The sequence below is a fragment of the Cellulomonas carbonis genome, from assembly GCF_014636275.1.
In the GTDB taxonomy this organism is placed as follows: Bacteria; Actinomycetota; Actinomycetes; order Actinomycetales; family Cellulomonadaceae; genus Actinotalea; species Actinotalea carbonis.
Genome location: NZ_BMEB01000007.1, coordinates 20,777 through 40,860, shown reverse-complemented (window position 1 = coordinate 40,860; position 20,084 = coordinate 20,777). Strand labels below are relative to the sequence as shown.

The window sequence follows — 20,084 nt, the reverse complement described above, 5'->3', positions numbered from 1 at the left end:
ACGTACGCCGCCGTCGCGTCCTGCGCCGGCGCGCCCGTCGCAGCAGCCGAACCCCTGGGGGTGGACCGCGTTGACCCCGCGCGTCGTCGCCGTCCTCGTGGGCGGGTTCGCGGCCGTCGTCACCTTCCTGCTCGCCCGCCCGGGCAGCGGGCTGCAGGTCGCCGCGTTCCTCGTGCCGTTCGTCGCCACGGTCGCGCTGCTCGGGCCGCAGGTCCGCGCCGCGTCCGGACGCGCACGCACCCTCCTGCAGGCACTCTGGACGGGCGTCGCGCTCTACGCGGTCGCGATGACCGCCTGGTTCGGCGCTCCCGTCGCGCTCGGCCACGAGCTGCCGTACCCGTCCGTGGTCGACGGCGTCTTCCTCGCCGCGTTCGTCCTGTACGGGGTGTTCCTCGTCGCGGTCCTGCGGGCGTCGTCGCACGACGGGCGCGTCGAGAGCCGGCTCGCGCTGACGGACTCCCTCATCGTGACGACGTCGGCGACCGCCGTGATCTGGGTCGTCCTCATCGGTCCGGCGGTCGCGTCCGCGACGAGCCCGGTCGAGCGGGCCGTCACCCTCATGTACCCGGCCGCGAACCTGCTGCTCCTCGCGCTCGTCGCGCGCCTGGCTGTCTCGGGGCGGATGCTGCGCACGCCCGCGGGCGCGCTGCTGCTGGTGTGGATCACGGTCGAGGCCGCGGCCGACGCGGTGTACGGGCTCCAGATCGTGCAGGGCACGTTCGACCCGACCGGCCCGCTGACCGCCACGTGGATGCTCTCCTACACGGCGTTCGCCGCGCTGGCCGCGCACCCCGCGCTGACCGGACTCCTGCGCCGCGACGACGAGGCGCCGACGACGCCGCCCGCCCCGGCCGGCCGCTACGTCCGCCACGCCCTCCTGCTCGCCGCGACGGTCGTCCCGCTCGTGCTCATCGCGCGGCACCCGGGCAGCGCGACGCTCCTCGTCACGGTCGCGATCGTCACGTCGTGCCTCGTGTCGCTGCGCTTCCTGCTGCTGACGGGCGACCTGGGCGAGCAGCGCCGGCTCGCGGACCGGCTGCAGACGGCGCTGCGCCAGATGCGCCGCATGGCGTTCGAGGACCCGCTGACGGGCCTCGGCAACCGCGCGCTGTTCCTGCGCCGCGTGGCCGAGCTGCACGAGGAGGCCACCGCCGCGGGCACGCGCGCGCGGCTCGCGGTGATCATGCTCGACCTCGACGACTTCAAGTTCGTCAACGACTCGCTCGGCCACGAGACCGGCGACGCGCTCCTCGCAGCCGCCGCGGCCCGTCTGGGCGACGTCGTCGGCGAGGCCGGCACCGTGACGCGCCTCGGCGGCGACGAGTTCACCGTCATCCTGCCCGGCGCCGACGAGGCCGCCGCGGCCGAGCTGGCCGAGCGCGTCCTGGCGGCGTTCGCACGCGACTTCCACGTGCTGGGGCTCGCGCTGCGGACGACGACGAGCATCGGGATCAGCACGAGCACCGCCGGCACCGACGCGACGTCGCTGCTGCGCAGCGCGGACCTGGCGATGTACGCCGCCAAGGCCGCGGGCAAGGGCACCGTGCAGGTGTACCGCGAGGACCTGCTGCGTCAGGCGCAGGAGCGCCTGCGCCTGGAGAACCACCTCCGTCACGCCGCGCGCCGCGAGGAGCTCCGGCTCGAGTACCAGCCCGTCGTCGACGCGCGCACGGGCTCGGTCGCGGGTCTCGAGGCGCTCGTCCGCTGGGAGCACCCGTCGTGGGGCACGGTCCCCCCGGGACGATTCATCCCGGTCGCCGAGGCGAGCGGCACGATCCTCGTCATCGGCGAGTGGGTCCTGCGCACGGCATGCCGTCAGGCCGTGGCGTTCGCGCACGACCACGGCGTCGACGTGGCCATGTCGGTCAACGTCTCCGTGCGCCAGCTGCAGGCGGACGGGTTCGTCGAGGTGGTCGCCGACGCGCTCGCGACGAGCGGACTCGCGCCGTCCCTGCTCACGCTCGAGGTCACCGAGAGCCTCTTCATGGCCGAGGACCCGGCGGTCGGCGCGGTGCTCGGCGAGCTGGGCGCCCTCGGCGTCCACCTGTCCATCGACGACTTCGGCACGGGTCACTCGGCCCTCGCGCGGCTGCGCGTGCTGCCGGTCTCCGAGCTCAAGATCGACCGGTCGTTCGTCCGGACGATCGGGTCGGACGGCGACTGCGGCCCGCTCGTGACCGCGATCCTCGCGATGGCGCGCGCGCTCGGCCTGTCCGTCGTCGCCGAGGGCGTCGAGACCGCCGAGCAGCTCGCGGCGCTGCGCGACGCGGGCTGCGACCGGCTCCAGGGCTTCCACCTCGCGCGGCCGATGCCCGCCGAGGACGTCGCGCGGCTGCTGGCAGGGCAGCCGGGCGGGGACCAGGCGTGGAGGCCGCCGGCCGAGGGGGCAGCGACCGACGGCGGGCTCAGCCCGGCGGGACGTTCGTGTTGACGCGCAGGACGTTCTCGGGGTCGTAGCGGCGCTTGACGTCGACGAGCCGGGAGTAGGCGGCCTCGCCGTACACCGCGCGCAGGTCGACCGGCCGGTGACCCGGTGGCTGGCGCCCCTCGAAGTTCACGTACCGCCCACCCGACGCGAACGGTGCCATGTCGTCGGACATGCCGCGCACGAACGCGACGCGCTCGTCGTCGTCGGCGGCGTCGGACCAGAAGCCGTAGATGTTGAGCCAGAACCCCGCGGACCGCCGCGGGAAGGGCGTCGCGGCCTGCGGGACCCGGCCGAACGCGCCGCCCATGTGGTGCACGTCGAACGCGGTGCCGACCCAGCGCTGCTCGCCTCCCCGCCGCACGAGCACGTCGACGACGTCGTCGTCGAGCGCGTCGAACGACGTGTTGCGCCAGTACGCGCGCACGCCCTGGGGGAACACCGGGTCGAACGCCGACTGCCAGGCGCGCCAGTCGACGTCCCCGACCTCGTCGTCGACGTCGGGCGGCGCGAGCCGACGCAGCCGGTCCACGAGCGCCGCACCGCTCGCCCGGTCGGGCGAGGCCCAGGCCAGGCCGACGACCAGCAGGGGCTCGTCTCCCGCCTCGAGCACCGGGGGCGGCGAGAGGGTCGTGGTGATCGTCGTCATCTCGTCCGGCAGGTCGCTCGTCCACGTGCGCAGCGCTGTCCACGCGTCGCGCCACCTGTCGACGCCGTAGACGAGGTTCCCCGCGAGGACCTCGGGACCGAGCGGGTGCGCACGGAACGTGAACGCGGTGACGACGCCGAAGTTCCCGCCGCCGCCGCGCAGCGCCCAGAAGAGGTCAGGGCGGTGGTCCGCGTCGGCCGTGACGGTCTCCCCGTCGACCGTGACGAGCTCGACCGCGACCACGGCGTCCGCCGTCAGCCCGTGCGCACGGGTCAGCCAGCCGACTCCCCCGCCCAGCGTCAGCCCGGCTACCCCGGTGCCCGAGACGACGCCCAGGGGGACGGCGAGACCGTGCGGCGTGGTCGCCGCGTCCACGTGCGCGAGCGTCGCCCCTGCCTCGACCCGCACCGTGCGCGCACCCGGGTCCACGTCGACGCGGTGCAGGTCGGCGAGGTCGAGCACCACGCCGCCCTCGACCGTCCCGTTGCCGGCGACGTTGTGCCCGCCACCCCGGACCGCGAGGTCGAGGCCCCGTCGGCGCGCGAACGCCACGGTGGGTGCGACGTCCCCGGGGCCCGCCGCGCGCACGACGACGGCGGGACGCCGGTCGACCATCGCGTTCCAGATCGCCCGCGCCGCGTCGTAGCCCGCGTCGTCCGGGCCGGTCACGCGACCCGCCACACGGGTACGGAGGTCGTGCAGGTCGTCGGCGGTGACGGCGGCGCTCATGGGAGCCTCCGGGAGTCGGACATCTCGGACGCTAGGACCGCACCGGTGAGGGGTCAAGGCATCCGGGAGCACGGGTCGGCCCCGCGCCCCGGGCGGTGGGGCCCTCAGCGCCCCGGGTCGCCGGCGGCCGTCTCGAACCCGGCCGACCGGCGCGTGTCGGCGACACCCTCGACCGTCCGCGCGTCCCAGTCCACCTCGAGCGCCTGCACCGAGCCGTAGTTGGCGCGGTACTCGGGCAACGTGACGCGCACCGCGTAGCCGCGTGCCTGGAGCTCACCGCGGAGGCGGTCGGTCTCGAGCCGCATCCGGCCGTCGGTGAGCATGAAGCGCTCGGCCGCCACGGCGGTGGCGAGGTCCTGCCCGTGCAGCGCCCAGAGCGTGACGACCTGGGCGGTGGTGTTGGGGATCTGCCGCCCACCCGGGGTGCCCACCACCAGGACCGGACGACCCTCGTCGTCGAGGAGCATCGACGGCGAGCTCCACGTCACGGACCTCCGGCCCGGCTCGGGGGCGTTGGTGCCCGCCACGCCGATGTCGCCGAAGCGCTCGAGCTGGTCGTTCATGAAGAACCCGGCGACGTACTGACCCGAGCCCCAGTAGTTGGTGATCGTGTTGGTCATCGAGACCGCGGTCCCGTCGGCGTCGACCACCGAGATGTGGGTCGTGTTGGCGGCTCCCTCGTAGGCGGGTCCCGCCGCGGTGGGGGCCGCGTCCCCGAGACCCGCCGCGATCGCGGCGTTGGCCGCCGGGTCGGTCAGCTGCTCGACGGGCACGTCGACGAAGTCGGGGTCACCGAAGAACCGCTGCACCGAGTCGTCGGCGACCTGCCACGCACGGGACTGGATCTCGACGAAGTCGGCCGACGCCGGGTCGACGTCGGCGATCCCGCTCGCCTCAGCGATCTGCACCATCTGGATGATCGCGGCCCCCGGCAGCGCCGGGGCTCCCGAGAGCATCGTGTACTCCCCGACGGGGCCGCGCGCCGGGGCGGACGTCTGCACGGTGTAGGCGGCGAGCGACTCGGCGTCGATGCCGGGGACGGCGGCGAGCGCCGGGACGAGCGACCCGCGGTAGAACGCGTCGGGCCCCTCCTGCGCGAGCGTCCTCATCGTGGCCGCGAGGTCGCCCTGGACCAGGAGGTCGCCCTCCTGCAGCGGGGACCCGTCGTCGCGCGTGAAGTGCGCGAGGCCCGAGGTGACCGCACGCCCCAGGTCGCTGCCGATCGTCCGCGCGAGGTACCCCGACACGGGTCCCCCGTCCTCCGCGATCTCGATGGCGGGGCCCAGCAGCGTCGCCCACTCGAGCACCCCGTGCTCCGCGTGCAGCTCGGCCATCCCCTTGACGAACCCGGGCACGCCGACACCCGAGGCCGGGACGGACCCGGACCGGTTCACGACCTCCCGGTAGTCGTAGTTGAGGACCGTGTCGCCCGTCACGACGATCGACGCACCCCCGCCGCCGATGCCCGACGACGCGGGCTGCATGACCGCGTCGGCGAACGCGGCGGCGACGGCGGCGTCCACCGCGGTGCCGCCCTGCTCCAGCATCGCCATCCCCGCCCGGCTCGCGAGCGGGTGACCCGCGCTGACGCCGTAGGCGCCCAGAGCCGCAGGGGGTGTGGGGGTGGGCGTGGGCGTGGCGGTCGGGGCCTGGTCGGGTGCCCTCGTCGCCGTCGTCGGCTCCGGGCCCGCGGCGCCCGGGCTGCACGCGAGGAGCGACAGCGCAGCCCCGGCCGCCACGGCCGCGCGGATCGCCCGCGCGCCGCCCGCGCGGGTCGTCACGTCGCTGCGTCGGTCGTCGCTGCGTCGGTCACGTCTCATGCGTCGGAGCTCCTCCGGGGTCGGTGAGGGGATGCGCGACCGCCGCGGGGGCGGCGGCCCGGGTGGGGGGCGGACGGAACCAGGAGGCGCGCAGGAGGACCTCCAGCGGTCCGGTCCCGACGAGTCGACGCCAGCCGACGGCGGCGACGAGGAAGGAGACGGACAGCGCGAGGCTCACGGCCATCCCCTGCGCGAGGGTGAACCCGTCGGGCGGCTTGACCGCCGCGAGCACGAGCACGTGCAGGACGTACAGCGTCAGCGCGAGGCCGCCCGCGTCCGCGAGGGGCGCGGCGAGCCGCGGGACGCGTGGCGCGACCACGACCATGAGTCCCACGACGAAGACGGCGCCCGCGACGCTGCTCACGAGCCACAGGGGCATCTGCCCGTGCGCGGCGCCCGTGAGGAGCCGGCCGAGGCCGACGTCGGCCTCGCGTCCGAGAGCGCTGCGTGAGACCTGGCTGAGCGCGAACCCGGCGACCGCCAGCAGGCCGCCCCACAGCATCATCCGCCGGAGGACGTCGGCGTCCCGCAGGTCGAGCCGGGCGAGCCACAGGCCCACGAGGAACGGCACGCACCACGTCACGAGGGGGTAGCGGCCCGAGAGCACCAGCCCGTGCAGCACGGTGCCCACCGGGTCGCCGAGCTCGAGGGGCTCGGTGAGGTGCTCCCCGCCCTCGAGGACGACGTGGCCCACGTAGAGGACCGGACCGACCAGCGTCATCGTGAGCGCGAGGCCGAGCAGGAGGGACGTCGGTGCCCGTTGCAGCACGAGCGCGAGGAGGAACAGGACGCCGTACACGGGCAGGATCACGCTCACGTCGTCGGTGACCAGCTGCAGCGCGAGACCGCCCACCAGGAGCAGGCCGGCCCGCCACGCGACGGTCGGCCAGCGGCGCCGCTCGCCCCGTCGGGACCGGAGCATGAACCCCATCCCGATGCCGGCGATGACGACGAACAGGACCGACGCCCGCCCGTAGGGCAGGAGGTACAGCCGGTGCAGCGCACCTTCACCCTCGACGGGACCGACGTTGACGACGATCATCCCGAGGAGCGCGATGCCGCGCGCCGCGTCGATCCCGAGGAGGCGACGCGGGGGTGCGTGCGCGGGGTGGAGCGGCATGGACGGGTCCTCCGGGACGGGTTCGCTCGAGGGCTGCGGTGCCGCGCGGACGGCGGTACGCGCGCGGGCGGGACGCGCGGCCGGCCCGGACCGCGGGCACGAGCCGCCAACCGGTCCGGCGGACGGACCCGGCTCAGGCGCGCACCCAGGGCTCGGTGGACCGGTCGGCGTCGGGCACGGCTCCTCGTCGGTCGGCGGGGTCGGACCGTACCGAGTGTGCCGTCGCGCCCCGGACCGCGCGCGTCGGCCACGTGGGGCGGCCCGGACGGGGTCCCCTCCGGACACCCCGCTGGACGCCCCTCGGCGGCGTCCTCCCGGAGCCGCGGCGTGGTCAGCCGGTGGTCGACGGCGACCCCGGCCTCGACGCCGGGCGCCGAGCCGGGCGAGGACGCCCGGCGGACGCGGAGGACCCCGTGGACGGCCCGGACGAGGTCGCGACGGCGGCCGCGAGCAGGACGAGGCCCGGCGCCGCGAACCAGCCGCCCGTCCCGAGCCCGGTGACGAGCGCCCAGCCGAGCACGACGACGGCCGCCGACCAGGTCGCGCCGGCCGCACCGGACCGTCGTAGCGTCACGACCAGCACGCCCGCCGCCGCGACGAGGGGCACGCCCACGAGCGGCACGACGAACCACCCGGCGTCCCGCCCCGACGTGGCCACCACCGCACCGGCGACCGCGACGGTCACCAGTACGCCCAGCACCCGCAGGACCCTCGCCGTACCCATGACCCAGTGTGCGCCCGGCCGGTCGCGTCGCCCGACCCGGACGGCGCGAGACCGGACGGCGTCAGAGCGCGTCGGCGTCGACGAGACCGCGCTCGATGCCGCGCAGGAGCCGACGCGGGACGCGCACGTCCCTGCCGTCCAGCCGCACGGTCACCAGCTCCGGCGCCTGGGCCTTCCACTGCGCGCGGCGGGACCTGGTGCGACTGCGCGACGAGCGCCGCTTCGGGACGGCCATCAGCCCTGCCTCGCCTTCCAGCGTGGGTTCTTCTTGTTGATGACGAACGTCCGGCCGCGCCGGCGGACGACGATCGAGCCCTCCTTCTTCTTGAGGGACGCGAGGGAGGCGCGGACCTTCACCGCTCCTCCTCGACCGGTCGTCCGTACCGCCGCCGGAACTTCTCGACGCGGCCGGCCGTGTCGAGCACGCGCGTCCGACCCGTGTAGAACGGGTGCGACGCGGACGAGACGTCGACGTCGACCACCGGGTACGTGCTCCCGTCCTCCCACTCGACCGTCGTCGTGGACGTGACGGTCGAGCGGGTGAGGATGGCGAAACCCGCCGAGGGGTCGCGGAAGACGACCGGGTGGTAGTCCGGGTGGATGCCCTGCTTCACGTGCGTTCCTCCTACCAGCTGGACGTGGTGACGCCCGGCAGCTCGCCGCGGTGGGCCATCTGCCGCATGCGGATGCGGGACAGCCCGAACGCGCGGAGGAAGCCACGCGGGCGCCCGTCGGCGACGTCGCGGTTGCGCACGCGCGTCGGGCTCGCGTCGCGCGGCAGCGCGTGGAGCGCGGCCATCGCGGCGGTCCGCTCGTCCGCCGTCCGGTGCGGGTCGACCGACGCGGCCTTGAGCTCGCGCCGCCGCTGCGCGTACCGCTCGACGACGACCCTCCGCTGCTCGTTCCGGGCGATCTTGCTCTTCTTCGCCATCTCAGCGCTCCTCACGGAAGTCGACGTGCCGCCGGACGACCGGGTCGTACTTCTTCAGCACGAGCCGCTCGGGGTCGTTGCGGCGGTTCTTGCGGGTCACGTACGTGAAGCCCGTCCCTGCGGTCGACCTGAGCTTCACGACGGGGCGCAGCGCCTGCTGCCGGCCCGCCATCAGATCCGCTCCCCGCGCGCGAGCATCTCGGCCACCACGGCGTCGATCCCGCGGCGGTCGATCGTGCGGATGCCGCGCGCGCTCACCGTGAGGCGGACGTGCCGGCCGAGGGAGGGCACCCAGTAGCGCCTGCGCTGCACGTTGGGGTCGAAGCGGCGCCTGGTGCGGACGTGGGAGTGCGAGATCGAGTGGCCGAAGCCGGGGACAGTGCCGAGCACCTGGCACCTGGCGGACATAGGGCTCCTTCCGGGAGGGCGGTGCGACCGGCGCAGCGCGCGAGCAACACTAGGAATGAGAATCATTCCCGTCAAGCGTTACGCTGGCGCCGACCACCCACCACGAAGGAGGCAGAAACGTGCCGGCTCCCGTCCCCCTGTCCGTCCTCGCGACGGTCGACCCCGTGCTGCGCGACGCGGTCGTCATGAACGTCCTCCTCGACGCCCCGGGGACCGTCGCCGTCCGCCACGACATCGTCGAGACCGAGAACGGCGGAGGCATCCGCCGCCTCGTCATGACGGCCGACGGGATCGTCGAGGACGTCGTGGTACCGCTCGAGCACCCGTGCACGAGCTGCGCGGTCCGCGAGGACGCCGTGCCGACCCTGCGCCGTCTCGCCGCCCAGGGCAGCGCCGCGGTCCTGCTCGCGCTGCCGGTCTCGGCCGAGTCGCTGCCCGCCGCACGCACGCTCGCCGCCGAGACCCGCGGGGGGCGCCTCGCGCGCCTGCGGCTCGCCGCCGTCGTCGCGGCCGTCGACGGAGCGGGCTTCGAGGAGGACCTCCTCGGCGACGCCCTCCTCGCCGAGCGCGACCTCGCCCTGACCGACGACGACCGGCGCGCGGTCGGCGAGGCGCTCGCGGCGCAGCTCGGCCACGCCGACGTCGTCGTGGTCGCGGGCGACGTGCCGCCGGTCGCGTCCGACCTGGTCGACCACGTCCGCGCGGCCGACTCCGAGCGCGTCGACGGGCTCGACCGGCTGGACGTCGGTGCGCTCCTCGCGCACCGGCACGACCCGCTCGCCGGTGAGCGCCGAACCGACCCCCGCCGGGCCGCTCCCGCGCGGACGCCCGGCGACAACGGCGTGTGGACGCTGGACCTGCACTCCGACCGCCCCTTCCACCCCGAGCGGCTGCTCGACCGCATCGAGGACCTCGGCGCGGGCCCGGTCCGCGGGCGGGGCGTCTTCTGGGTCCCCACGCGGCCCGACTCGGTGTGCGTCTGGGACGGCTCGGGCGGGCAGCTGAGCATCGGCGGGATGGGCGAGTGGGGGCGGCACGTACCGCGCACGAGGCTCGTGATCACCGGCACCGGCGACCAGCAGGAGCTTCTGCGCGAGGCCTTCGAGGACGCGCTCGTCACCGAGGACGAGTGGCGGGTCGGCCTCGCTCCGTGGCTCGGCAGCGCCGACGTGCTCGCGCCGTGGCTCGGCGACCGCCACCCCGCCTGACGAGGCTCGCGGTGCCCGCCCGTGGTCAGCCCGTGAGGCCCAGGTGCTGGACGACGACCTCCGTCGCGCGGGCCACGAGCGCGTCGTCGCCCTCCGCCGCCCGCTCGTCCTTCGCTGTCATGACCGCGATCACGACGGGCTCCCCGCCGGGCGGGCGGACGACGGCGACGTCGTTGCGGATGCCGTACGACCCGCCGCCCGACTTGTCGGCCACGTCCCAGCCGGCCGGCACGCCGGCCCGGACGAGGCCCGCACCGGTGGTCGAGTCGCGCATCCAGCCGAGGAGCAGGTGCGCGTCCTCCGGCGTCAGCGCACCGTCGAGCAGGTAGGAGCGCAGGCCGGCCGCGAGCGCCCGGGGCGTCGTCGTGTCGCGTGCGTCCCCGGGCGCGACCTCGTTCAGCGCGGCCTCGACCCGGTCGGCGGACGTCACGTCGTCACCCAGGTCGCGCAGCGCCCGCTCGAAGCCCGCAGGGCCACCGAGCCGGTCGAGCACGAGGTTGGCAGCGGTGTTGTCGCTGTGCGTGACCGCGGCGGCGCCGAGCTCGCGCCACGTCATGCCCGTCCCGGTCCGCTCCTGCGTGACCGGCGAGTGCGCGACGACGTCGTCGGCCGTCCACCGGACCACCGCGTCGAGCTCGGCCGGTGCCAGCTCAGCGAGGAGCGCGGCGACGGAGAGCGCCTTGTGCGTCGAGGCGTAGCCGAACCGCTCGTCCGCCCGGTGCTCGACGGTCAGACCGCTGGCCGTGTCGACCGCGAACATTCCGAGCCGCGCGGAGTGCGCCGCCTCGAGTGCGGCGAGCGCGGCAGCGGCCGAGGGGTCGGGCGACGGGGCGGGCGACGACGGGGCCGGCGTGGGCGACGCGTCGACGGGTCCGGCGGGTGACGAGGAGGGCGCGTGCGTCGAGGGCGCCCCGGCCGCCCCGTCGCCGCCGGACCCGGCGGCACACCCGGCGGCGAGCAGCGCCGAGGCGACGAGCGCCCCGAGGCGGCCGCGACCGGCGACGCATCCCGGGCCGCGGCGCGCCGGAGTCACCGACCTGCGTCCACGACCTCGCCGACCAGGCGCTCGACGACGTCCTCGAGCATCGCGGCACCCACGACCTCGTCGCCGCGGGTGACGAGCGCCACGTGGCTTCCGCGCGACTGCATCGCGGCGAGCGCGGCGTCGAGCGTCGCGTCGGCGGGGATGCGCGCGAGCGGCCGCACGTGACGCCGGGCGAGCGGCGCGGTGTGCTCCTCGGGCGACACCATGATCAGGTCCTTGAGGTGGACGTACCCGTGGAGCCCACCGTCCGGACCGACGACCGGGAACCGCGAGAACCCGGTGCGGACGCACGCCTCCTCGGCGTCCGACGGCGTCGCGCCGAGCGGCAGCGTCTCGAGCTCGGCGAGCGGCACCGTCACGCCCGAGACGGTCTCGGTGCTGATGCTGAGCGCGCCCGCGATGACGTCGTGGTGCGCCTCGTCGAGCAGGCCCTCGTCGCGCGACTGGGCGACGAACGACGACACCTCGTCGGCCGTGAAGACCGACGACACCTCCTCCTTGGGCGTGACGCGGAGCGCACGGAGCACACCGTTCGCGATCCAGTTCAGGAGCAGCACGAGCGGCTTGAGCACGAGGACCACGAGGTACAGGGGCGGTCCCAGGACCAGCGCCGACCGCTCCGGCCCCGCGATGGCGATGTTCTTGGGGACCATCTCGCCGAGCACCATGTGCAGGAACACCACGATCGACAGCGCGATGACGAACGCGACGGTGTGCAGGAGCGCACCCTCGACGCCGACCGCCGCGAGCGGGATCTCGAGCAGGTGCGCGACGGCGGGCTCCGCGATGGCCCCGAGGCCGAGCGAGCACATCGTGATGCCCAGCTGGGCGCCGGCCATCATGAGCGACACACGCTCCATGGCGCGGATCGTCACGCGTGCCGCACGGGAACCTGCCGCGGCACGCGGCTCGATCTGGGTGCGGCGCGCGGAGATGAGCGCGAACTCCGCGCCCACGAAGAACGCGTTGCCGAGCAGGAGCAGGACGGCGATCCACAGCGCGGTGACGTCAGACATCCGTGCCTCCCGGGGCGGGGCGGGACGCGTCGCCGGCGTCGTCGGCGCCGGCGTCGTCGGCGGCCGGCCGGGACTCCGGGGGTGGGCCGGGTCGGCCGACGGGGCCGTCGTCGTCCACGGTCAGCAGGAGCCGGTCGACCCGGCGCCCGTCGACGCGCGTCACCTTCAACCGCGCGGTGACGGCGGCCGGGATCCCCAGGTCGTCGGGGTGCCTCGTGTCGCGCGCGTCGAGCACGACGTCGTCGTCGACCTCGGGGAACCGCTCGAGCACCTCGGTCACCAGACCGCCCAGGGTGTCCGCGTCCCTCCCCTCGGGCAGCTCGACCCCCGTGAGCTCACCGGCCTCGTCGGGCCGCAGCAGCCCGCTGAGCGACCACGAGCTCGCGCCGACCTGCCGGAACCGGCCGAGCGGGCGGTCCTGCTCGTCCTGGATCTCCCCCACGATCTCCTCGACGAGGTCCTCGAGCGTGATGATCCCGTCGGTCCCGCCGTACTCGTCGACCACGACGGCGAGCTGCAGGCCACCCCGCAGCTCCTCGAGCACGACGTCGAGCGGCATCGCGGACGGGACGGCCGACACCGGACGCGCGATCTGCCCGAGGGTGCGCGTCCCGCGCTCCGCCTTGGGGACGGCGAGCGCGTGCTTGAAGTGCACGACGCCGACGACGTCGTCGACGCCCTCGCCGAGCACCGGGAACCGGGCGTGGCCCGTCCGGGCGGCGAGCTCGAGCACGACGTCGACGGGGTCGGTCGCGTCGACGAAGCGCACGCGAGGGCGCGGCGTCATGGCGTCGGCGGCCGTGCGCTCGGCGAGCTCGACCGAGTGGCTCAGGCGGCGAGCGGCCTCCGCGTCGAGGGAGCCCTCGCGGGCCGAGCGCTCGGCGAGGGCGCTGAGCTCCTGCGCCGACCGGGCCGACGCGAGCTCCTCCTGGGGCTCGATCCCGAGCATGCGCACGATGCGGTTCGCGGTCCCGTTGAGCACGGCCAGCAGCGGACCGCTCGCCCACGTGAACCCGCGCTGCGCGCCCGCGACCGCGCGGCCCACCCGGACGGGCTCGGCGATGGCCCAGTTCTTGGGCACCAGCTCGCCGAACACCATCTGCGTCGCCGTCGCGATGAGGAAGGCCGCGGTGAACGCGATGGGGGCGGCCGCGTCGGGGTCGAGGCCGGTCGACGCGAGCGGGCCGAGGAGGAGCGCCGCGATCGACGGCTCGGCGATGAAGCCGACCACGAGGCTGGTCACCGTGATCCCGAGCTGCGCGCCGGAGAGCTGCGTCGAGAGCGTCCGCAGCGCGCTCCGGACGGACGAGGCCCGCTTGTCACCGGACTCGGCGAGCCGGGTGATCGTCGGCCGGTCGACCGTGACGAGCGCGAACTCCGCCGCGACGAAGAGGGCGTTGGCGGCGACGAGCACCAGGACGAGGAGGAGGAGCAGCCACTCGACGGTCATCGCGTCACCTCAGGGGCGGACGCGCGGGCGTCGAGCGGCTCGGTTCGCGGGCCGTTCGAGTTCATGCGACGCCAATCTAGGCGACGTGGTCGACGGTCACCGCCGCCGCCACCGGCCGGGACGGTCAGCGGCGGCCACGCAGGAGCCCCACGAGCGCGACGACGAGCGCGAGCGCCCCGACTGCCTGGCCCCCGGCGATCACGCGCTGGAGGTCGAGCGCCGGGCGCCACGTCACCTCCGACCCGCTGATCACGTACACGCCGAGCGGCTGGACCCGCATCCCCAGCCCGCCGCCGGACCCCGTGGGGGTCGCGGCGTCCGACGTCCCGGTCGACGCGGGCCCGGAGCCGGACCCGCCGCCGCTGCCGCCCATGACGCGGGCGACGGGGACGATCATCACGTCACCCTCCCGGACGGGTTCGCCGAACGCGCGGCGGACGGTGAGCAGGTCGGCGACGGCGCGGGCGGGGTCGAAGGCGTCCATCCCCCCATGCTGCTCCGCACGCCCGTCCGCGGCACCCGCCTCCGCGACGGAGGACGAGTCCGCCTGCGGGCGGTCACGCGTCGCCCAGGGTGAGCGGGGCGACCTCGCCCTCGTCGCGGAGGGTGCGCAGGCGCGTGACCGCCGCGTCGCGGAGCGTGCGCGGGTCCGTGGTCGTGACGTGGATCCCGGTCGACGCCTCGAATCCGGCCGCGGTCGCGTCCCGCCGTGCGACGACGACGTGCCAGGGCAGCCGCTCGTCCGCGTCCGGGGGCCGGTGGTACCACTCCTCGTTGCTCGGCACGGCCGGGCCGGTCGCGGCGTGCACCGCGTGCAGGAGGTCCGCCATGTCGCGCAGCGCCACGTCGTCGTGCTGCCACGGCAGCGCGCCGTCGTCGAGCGACCACACCTCGAACGACGGGTAGGGCCGGCCGACGGCGGCCACCGCGACGGCGCGATCCGTCCGCGCGACCACGAGGCCCTCGTCGCGCGCGTGGTCCAGGACGCGGCGGCGCACGACGTCGGGCTGGGCGCGCAGGCGCTCGAGCAGGCCGCCGACGCGCGGCCCCACCTCGTCGATCGCGACGACCTGCTTGTGCAGGTGGTCGAACGACGCCCCCGCGGGCCGCAGCCAGTTCTGGAACGCCGAGACGTACCGCGCGTGCGGCTGCTCGGCGTAGAGGGAGCGGACCGCCTCGACCGTGAAGCGCACGAACCGGTCGTGCTCGTCGGGCGTCAGGGTCCCCGCGCCCGCGAGCTCGTCGCCGTGCTCGGCCCCGTCCACGTGGTGGCGCCGCGCGACGACGACGTCGTGCGTGCCCGCGAAGAGGTCGGCGGCACGGTCGACCCGCGCGTCGTCGTCGAGCGCGTCCCACGCGTCGGGTGCGCCGGCCGCGGCGGCCCGCAGGCGGAGGATCGCGGCGACGTGCGCGGCGCCCTCGGGCTCGGCGAGGTACGCCGCGGCGCGCGCCCGGACGTGGTCGGGCACGACCCAGCCGTGGTCCGCACGCCAGAAGTCGACGCCGACGATCTCGTACAGGTTGGGGAACCGGCGCAGCTCGGCGACCCGCGCCGTGACCTCGGACGCGAGCAGGCCGGTGCGCAGGACGTACGCGTCGCCGTCGCGCTCGACGCGCGCCTTCTCCGGCGGCGTCTCGAGGTAGCGGCCCGGGCAGAACGCGCACCGGTGCGCGACGAGGTCGTGGTCGGGGCGGGGACGGGGCGACTCCGCCCTCGTGGACATCGGACGGTGGGCTCGTCGCGGCACGCTCCACACCTCCGTGCCGGTCAGCGGCGAGGTCTGCTTGACCGTGCCGTCCGGGAGCCGGACGAGCGGCGAGGGGGCGGCGTCGCGCACTCGCCCACACTAGGGCCGAGGTCCAGGGCCGAGGTCCAGGGCCGACGTCGCGGGCGGGCGCCCCGCGGTCAGGTGAGGCCGAGCTCGGCGAACGCCGCGACGAGGCCCTCGACCTGCGGGCCCTGCGCGACCCGGTCCGCGACGGCGAGCACGTCGGGGTGCGCGCCCGCGATCGCGACCCCGACGCCGGCCCACGCGAGCATCTCGACGTCGTTGAGCCCGTCCCCGACGGCGACGACGTCCTCGCGTGCGACGCCCAGGTGCGTGACGACCGTCTCGATGCCGACGGCCTTGTGCACGCCGCGCAGGTAGATCTCCCCGGACGACTCGCCCAGGCCCGGGACCGAGCTCGGGAGCACGCCGACCTCGGCGCCGATCGCCTCGACCAGCGCGGGGCCGGGCAGCGGGGACTCGAAGTAGGTGACCTTGCCGAACGGCGTCGTCGTGAGGTCCTCGCTCATGCGCAGCGCGGCGAGGATGTCGACGGGGCCGTCCTGGTCGGCGGGGCGGTGCTCACGCCGCCCGAGGCGTCCCGCGAGCAGCCGGCGCAGCCGGACGTCGACGCCCGGGAGGCCGTGCAGCGCCTCGGGGGCCTCGAGCAGGTACGCGACGTCGTGCTCGTCGAGCGTGCGGAGCACACGTGCCGCGACGTCCGCGGGGAACCGCTGGTCGACCAGCACCTCGCCGTCCACCTCGACGTAGGCGCCCGCACCCGCGACGAGCCCGTCGAACCCGGCCTCGAGGATGCGCGGGGGGAGCATCGAGCGCGGGCGGCCGGTGCAGAGAAGGACGCGGTGGCCGGCCGCCCGTGCTGCTCGGACGGCGTCCGCGTGCCCGGGCGGGACGACGCCGTGGTGGGCGTACGTGCCGTCCACGTCGAGGAAGACCGCTCGGCGCGGGGGGACGCGGTCGGTCGTCATCGCGGCCGATCCTACGCCGGGTCCTCGAGGCCGAGCCGGCGCAGCTCGGACTCGGCCTGCTCCGCGCGCCCCGCCCCCTCCCCCTGCCCCTGCCCCTCACCCTCATCCCCGTCGAGATCAGAGTTCTGGTCGGCGTGTCGCGCGACGCGCCGACCACAACTCTGATCTCGACGTCGCGCGCGGGGCCTGGAAGGGAGCCCGGGCGCGGGCGGTCAGGCGCGTGCGGGCTCCCGCGCAGCGGTGCGCTCGAGCAGAGGGCCGACGACGTCGCCCGGCTCGGCGCGTCCGTAGAACCAGCCCTGCGCGCGGCCGCAGCCCATCGCCGCGAGCGCGGCCGCCTGGTCGGCCGTCTCGACGCACTCGGCGACGACGCCCAGACCCAGCACGCGCCCGAGCTCGACGACGACCCGCACGAGCTCGCCGGTCCGGGCGTCGTCCATGCCGCGGATGAACGACCCGTCGATCTTGAGCGCGTCGACGGGCAGGTCGCGCAGCGCGGCCAGCGACGAGTGGCCCGTACCGAAGTCGTCGATGTGCAGCGCGACCCCGAGGTCGTGCAGCGCGCCGGCCACCCGTTGCGCACCACCCATGTCGCTCATGATCACGGCCTCGGTCACCTCGAGGACGATCCGGTCGGCGGCGACGCCGTGCCGGTCCAGCACCGCACGGACGCGCTCGGGCAGGTCCGCGGCCCAGAACTCCGCGTGCGAGAGGTTGACCGCGACCGTCGGCGTCGCGCCCTGCCGCTCCCACTCCGCGAGCTGGCGGCAGACCTGCTCGAGGACCTGCTCGCCGAGGGTCACGACGGACCCGTTGTCGACGAGCGCCGGGAGGAACTCTGCGGGCAGCAGCACACCGCGTTCGGGGTGGTGCCAGCGCACGAGCGCCTCGAGGTGCGACACCCCGGACCCGCGTCCCGTCGCCACCGCCTCCGCCGACGACGCCGCCGCGGGCTCCTCCGACGTCGTGCCGCCCCCGGCCCGGGCCGCGTCGTCGCCGAGCGCGACGACGGGCTGGTAGTGCACGACGAACTGCCCGTCGACGAGGGCGCGGCGCAGCTCGGCACGCTCCTGGAGACGGCCCGTCGCACGCACGTGCATGCCCCGCTCGAAGACGCTGGCGGTGCCGCGCTCGGTCGCCTTGGCGTCGTACATCGCGGTGTCGGCGTCGCGCAGGACGTCCTCGGGGTCGGTGTAGCCCACGTCGGACGTCGTGATGCCGATGCTCGCCGTGACCGTGACCTCCTGGCCCGCGAGGACGACGGGCTCGGCGATCGCGCGCTGGAGGCGGTGCGCGATGACGAGCACCTCGTCGGGCACCGGGTCCGCGAGCAGGACGGCGAACTCGTCGCCGCCGAAGCGCGCCGCGGTGTCGGCCGCGCGCACCTGACGACGGAGGCGGTCGGCGACGACGGTGAGGAGCTGGTCGCCGACGAGGTGCCCGAGGGAGTCGTTGACGAGCTTGAACCCGTCGAGGTCGAGGAACACGACCGCGTAGCCGCGGTCGGGGTGGCGGCGCGACGTCTCGACGGCCTGCGCGAGCCGGTCGAGCAGGTGGCGACGGTTGGGCAGCCCGGTGACCTCGTCGTAGAGCGCGCCGAGCCGCAGCCGCTCCTCGAGCCGCTTGCGCGGGTCGACGTCGGACAGCGAGCCGACCATCCGCGCGCACGCGCCCGTGCTGTCCGCGACCCCGAGCGCGCGGACCAGCCGCCACTGCGCCTCGGTCTGGCCGGGCAGCGTGACGCGGTACTCGCGCTCGACGGCGACCCCGGGGACCGCGATCACCTCACGGATCGCCGCGCGCAGGCCGGGCAGGTCGTCGGGGTGCACGCCGCGCTTCCACGCCGCGGCCTCGAGGGGCTCGTCGCGCGTGAACCCGAGCAGCTCGCGGCCGCGCTCGGACACGTACGTGGCCCCGGTCACGACGTCGACCTCCCACAGCCCGTCCCGCGCGGCCTCCGCGGCGAGCGCGTGTCGCTGCTCGCTCGCGTGGGCCGCCGCCTGGAGCGCCTGCTGCTCGAGGGCCGACGCGAGCAGCGCCGACCAGTGGTGGTACGTCTCGCGCGCCGACGTCGCCTCGATCTCCGTCACGAGCGCGAGCAGACCCCAGTCGCGCTCGCGCGTCCGCACGGGTACGACGAAGCACACGAGGCGCTCGTCGGGTGCGGCGGTCCGCACGAGCGACGCGGGAGGGAACCGCTCGACGGGCACGGGCTCGCCGACCTGCACCGCGAGCCGGCCGTCGGGGTCGTACGTCCCCGCGACGACGAGCTCCTGGTCGCGCTCCCAGGTCGCGAGCACCGCGCCGCGGACGCCGGTCCCGGCCAGCCAGCTGAGCGAGCGGGGGTCGCGCGTGTCCAGCAGGCCCGCGTCGACCGCGACCTGCTCGTCGAGCATCTGCTCGACCTCCGCCGCCTGCTGCAGGAAGGCACCCGCCTGGAGGTCGCGCAGACCGGCGACCAGGGTCGCCGCGGCCGGCGCGTCGAGCGTCGCGCGGACGTGGCGCTCGAGGACACGCGTCACGGCGCGCATCGCGTCGGCGCGCGGGGTCAGCCTGCGCAGCAGGCGCCGGAGGGCGGCGGCGTCCGGCGTCGGCGCGTGCACGACGCGCAGGACGTCGTCGACGAGCCGCTCGGCGTCGACGTCGCGCCCCGGGACGCCGCTGCTCACGGCACGCAGCACCAGGGCGGCCGTCCGGGCCCGGTCGGCGTCCCCCGCTCGCGCGACGTCGCCGGCCTGCGCGAGGTCGTCGTCGGCCGCACGGGTCCGCGCGTCGCCGTCGGACCGCGGACGGCACCCGCACGACGCGCGCACGACGAGCGACGCGGGCGCGACGTGCGGGGTCGCGGGCACCGGCCGGCCCCCGACGCCCTCGAGCACGAGCCGCGTCGCGAGCGCGCCGACCTCGTCGAAGGGCTGCGAGACGGTGGTCAGCGGCGGGGCGGAGACGTCCGACGCCTCGATGTCGTCGAAGCCGACGACGGCGACGTCGCCCGGGACGTCCACGCCCGCGGCCTGCACGACGCTCATGAGGCCGAGCGCGTTCCGGTCCGTCGCGACCACGAGCGCGGTCGGTCGCTCACCCGCGGCGAGGAAGGCGTGGCCCGCGGCCCGCCCGCCGGACGTGCCGTTGTCCGGCGCGACGAAGAGGTGGGCGGGGTCGGCCCGCAGCCCGTGGCGCTCGAGCGTGCGGACGTACGCGTCGTACCGGTCGCGCACGTCACGCTGCGCGACGTTGCCGACGAAGCCGATCCGCGTGTGGCCGTGCTGCGCGAGGTGCTCGACGGCGGCCGTGGTGCCGCCGGCGTTGTCGGGCGCGGCGGTCGGGACGACGACGCCCGCCGCCGTGCCGCTCGCGACGACGACGGGCAGGTCGCGCGCCGCGAGCGGGGCCAGGTACTCGCCGCGGACCGCCGACGTGATCGACAGGACGCCGTCGGCGTGGTCCCACGCGACGCGCGGCGCGAAGTCGGGCGCCTCGCCCTGCTCGTCGCTACGCGCGCCGGGCTCGAGCGTCTGCACGACGACGGCGCGTCCACCGACCGAGGCGAGCTCGCGCGCGACTCCGCGCAGGAGCGCCCCGAAGTAGTACCCACCCGTGCTCGGGGAGAACACGAGCAGGGTCGGGGACGACGTCACTGTGCCTCCGTCTGCTTGAAGGACCGCTTCCCCGTCCCATCGGCCGCTGCCGTGACGACGTGAGACGTCCGCGCGCAGAGGTCGGCCGCGTGCGGAGGCCGGGCGCGGGCAGAGGTCGGCCGCGGGTCGGCACGCACCCGGCCGACCCCCGCCCGCCCTTCCC

General features: G+C 75.7%; 19 protein-coding genes. 2 read left to right on the top strand and 17 right to left on the bottom strand.

Features of this window, described 5'->3' with window-relative positions; translation table 11 throughout:
* The first annotated feature begins 70 nt into the window (after positions 1–70).
* Positions 71–2,431, top strand: coding sequence for a putative bifunctional diguanylate cyclase/phosphodiesterase (locus IEV86_RS15940; protein WP_052426466.1), 2,361 nt, complete (start codon positions 71–73; stop codon positions 2,429–2,431).
* Here IEV86_RS15940 and IEV86_RS15935 read toward each other — a convergent pair.
* The 10 genes from IEV86_RS15935 to rpmB all read right to left on the bottom strand — a co-directional run bounded on the left by IEV86_RS15935 (position 2,406) and on the right by rpmB (position 8,806).
* Positions 2,406–3,803: an FAD-binding oxidoreductase gene (locus tag IEV86_RS15935; RefSeq protein ID WP_043608821.1), complete on the bottom strand. Its 1,398-nt coding sequence runs from the start codon at positions 3,801–3,803 to the stop codon at positions 2,406–2,408. The two genes, IEV86_RS15940 and IEV86_RS15935, sit on opposite strands and share 26 nt — an antisense overlap.
* Positions 3,804–3,907: 104 nt before the next feature.
* Entirely contained in the window at positions 3,908–5,623 is a 1,716-nt protein-coding gene (locus tag IEV86_RS15930; RefSeq protein ID WP_043608823.1) for a gamma-glutamyltransferase, read from the bottom strand.
* Positions 5,613–6,743 carry a DUF418 domain-containing protein gene (locus tag IEV86_RS15925; RefSeq protein ID WP_052426467.1) on the bottom strand — a complete coding sequence of 377 codons (1,131 nt, stop codon included), beginning with the start codon at positions 6,741–6,743 and terminating at the stop codon, positions 5,613–5,615. The genes IEV86_RS15930 and IEV86_RS15925 overlap by 11 nt, the downstream gene beginning before the upstream one ends.
* A gap of 331 nt (positions 6,744–7,074) precedes the next feature.
* Positions 7,075–7,467: a hypothetical protein gene (locus IEV86_RS15920; RefSeq protein WP_152605728.1), complete on the bottom strand. Its 393-nt coding sequence runs from the start codon at positions 7,465–7,467 to the stop codon at positions 7,075–7,077.
* Positions 7,468–7,528: 61 nt separating this feature from the next.
* Positions 7,529–7,702: a 50S ribosomal protein L32 gene (rpmF, locus tag IEV86_RS15915; RefSeq protein ID WP_043608828.1), complete on the bottom strand. Its 174-nt coding sequence runs from the start codon at positions 7,700–7,702 to the stop codon at positions 7,529–7,531.
* Positions 7,702–7,824: a type B 50S ribosomal protein L36 gene (gene ykgO / locus IEV86_RS15910; protein WP_043608831.1), complete on the bottom strand. Its 123-nt coding sequence runs from the start codon at positions 7,822–7,824 to the stop codon at positions 7,702–7,704. Before ykgO ends, rpmF begins: the two co-directional genes overlap by 1 nt.
* Positions 7,821–8,081 (bottom strand): type B 50S ribosomal protein L31, encoded by a 261-nt coding sequence (locus tag IEV86_RS15905; RefSeq protein WP_043608833.1) that lies wholly within the window; start codon positions 8,079–8,081, stop codon positions 7,821–7,823. Before IEV86_RS15905 ends, ykgO begins: the two co-directional genes overlap by 4 nt.
* An 11-nt stretch (positions 8,082–8,092) precedes the next feature.
* Positions 8,093–8,398, bottom strand: coding sequence for a 30S ribosomal protein S14 (rpsN, locus tag IEV86_RS15900; protein ID WP_043608835.1), 306 nt, complete (start codon positions 8,396–8,398; stop codon positions 8,093–8,095).
* A 1-nt stretch (position 8,399) separates the two neighbouring features.
* A complete protein-coding gene (gene rpmG / locus IEV86_RS15895; protein WP_043608838.1) occupies positions 8,400–8,570 on the bottom strand; it encodes a 50S ribosomal protein L33 in 171 nt (56 codons plus the stop codon).
* A complete protein-coding gene (gene rpmB / locus IEV86_RS15890) occupies positions 8,570–8,806 on the bottom strand; it encodes a 50S ribosomal protein L28 (RefSeq protein ID WP_043608841.1) in 237 nt (78 codons plus the stop codon). Before rpmB ends, rpmG begins: the two co-directional genes overlap by 1 nt.
* Positions 8,807–8,925: 119 nt before the next feature.
* Between rpmB and IEV86_RS15885 the strand changes: the two genes are divergently transcribed.
* A complete protein-coding gene (locus tag IEV86_RS15885) occupies positions 8,926–10,014 on the top strand; it encodes a GTP-binding protein (protein ID WP_043608844.1) in 1,089 nt (362 codons plus the stop codon).
* A gap of 25 nt (positions 10,015–10,039) precedes the next feature.
* On the opposite strand, the gene bla is transcribed toward IEV86_RS15885, so the two are convergent.
* The 7 genes from bla to IEV86_RS15850 form a co-directional block, all read right to left on the bottom strand.
* Positions 10,040–11,047 carry a class A beta-lactamase gene (bla, locus tag IEV86_RS15880; protein ID WP_188484752.1) on the bottom strand — a complete coding sequence of 336 codons (1,008 nt, stop codon included), beginning with the start codon at positions 11,045–11,047 and terminating at the stop codon, positions 10,040–10,042.
* On the bottom strand, positions 11,044–12,075 hold the full coding sequence (locus IEV86_RS15875; protein WP_043606306.1) for a hemolysin family protein: 1,032 nt from the start codon (positions 12,073–12,075) through the stop codon (positions 11,044–11,046). The genes bla and IEV86_RS15875 overlap by 4 nt, the downstream gene beginning before the upstream one ends.
* Entirely contained in the window at positions 12,068–13,525 is a 1,458-nt protein-coding gene (locus tag IEV86_RS15870; RefSeq protein WP_081978707.1) for a hemolysin family protein, read from the bottom strand. Before IEV86_RS15870 ends, IEV86_RS15875 begins: the two co-directional genes overlap by 8 nt.
* A gap of 124 nt (positions 13,526–13,649) precedes the next feature.
* A complete protein-coding gene (locus IEV86_RS15865) occupies positions 13,650–14,009 on the bottom strand; it encodes a GerW family sporulation protein (protein WP_043606303.1) in 360 nt (119 codons plus the stop codon).
* Positions 14,010–14,082: 73 nt separating this feature from the next.
* Entirely contained in the window at positions 14,083–15,363 is a 1,281-nt protein-coding gene (locus tag IEV86_RS15860; protein WP_043606300.1) for a DUF4921 family protein, read from the bottom strand.
* A 68-nt stretch (positions 15,364–15,431) separates the two neighbouring features.
* Positions 15,432–16,283: an HAD family hydrolase gene (locus IEV86_RS15855; RefSeq protein WP_043606297.1), complete on the bottom strand. Its 852-nt coding sequence runs from the start codon at positions 16,281–16,283 to the stop codon at positions 15,432–15,434.
* A 212-nt stretch (positions 16,284–16,495) separates the two neighbouring features.
* Positions 16,496–19,921 carry an EAL domain-containing protein gene (locus IEV86_RS15850; RefSeq protein WP_052426176.1) on the bottom strand — a complete coding sequence of 1,142 codons (3,426 nt, stop codon included), beginning with the start codon at positions 19,919–19,921 and terminating at the stop codon, positions 16,496–16,498.
* Positions 19,922–20,084: the final 163 nt, after the last annotated feature.

Bases quoted from the DNA above. Each gene is read 5' to 3' on its own strand.
- IEV86_RS15935 (WP_043608821.1), bottom strand. From the start codon at position 3,803: ATGAGCGCCGCCGTCACCGCCGACGACCTGCACGACCTCCGTACCCGT.
- IEV86_RS15930 (WP_043608823.1), bottom strand. From the start codon at position 5,623: ATGAGACGTGACCGACGCAGCGACGACCGACGCAGCGACGTGACGACC.
- IEV86_RS15925 (WP_052426467.1), bottom strand. From the start codon at position 6,743: ATGCCGCTCCACCCCGCGCACGCACCCCCGCGTCGCCTCCTCGGGATC.
- IEV86_RS15920 (WP_152605728.1), bottom strand. From the start codon at position 7,467: ATGGGTACGGCGAGGGTCCTGCGGGTGCTGGGCGTACTGGTGACCGTC.
- rpmF (WP_043608828.1), bottom strand. From the start codon at position 7,702: ATGGCCGTCCCGAAGCGGCGCTCGTCGCGCAGTCGCACCAGGTCCCGC.
- rpsN (WP_043608835.1), bottom strand. From the start codon at position 8,398: ATGGCGAAGAAGAGCAAGATCGCCCGGAACGAGCAGCGGAGGGTCGTC.
- rpmG (WP_043608838.1), bottom strand. From the start codon at position 8,570: ATGGCGGGCCGGCAGCAGGCGCTGCGCCCCGTCGTGAAGCTCAGGTCG.
- rpmB (WP_043608841.1), bottom strand. From the start codon at position 8,806: ATGTCCGCCAGGTGCCAGGTGCTCGGCACTGTCCCCGGCTTCGGCCAC.
- IEV86_RS15875 (WP_043606306.1), bottom strand. From the start codon at position 12,075: ATGTCTGACGTCACCGCGCTGTGGATCGCCGTCCTGCTCCTGCTCGGC.
- IEV86_RS15870 (WP_081978707.1), bottom strand. From the start codon at position 13,525: ATGACCGTCGAGTGGCTGCTCCTCCTCCTCGTCCTGGTGCTCGTCGCC.
- IEV86_RS15865 (WP_043606303.1), bottom strand. From the start codon at position 14,009: ATGGACGCCTTCGACCCCGCCCGCGCCGTCGCCGACCTGCTCACCGTC.
- IEV86_RS15855 (WP_043606297.1), bottom strand. From the start codon at position 16,283: ATGACGACCGACCGCGTCCCCCCGCGCCGAGCGGTCTTCCTCGACGTG.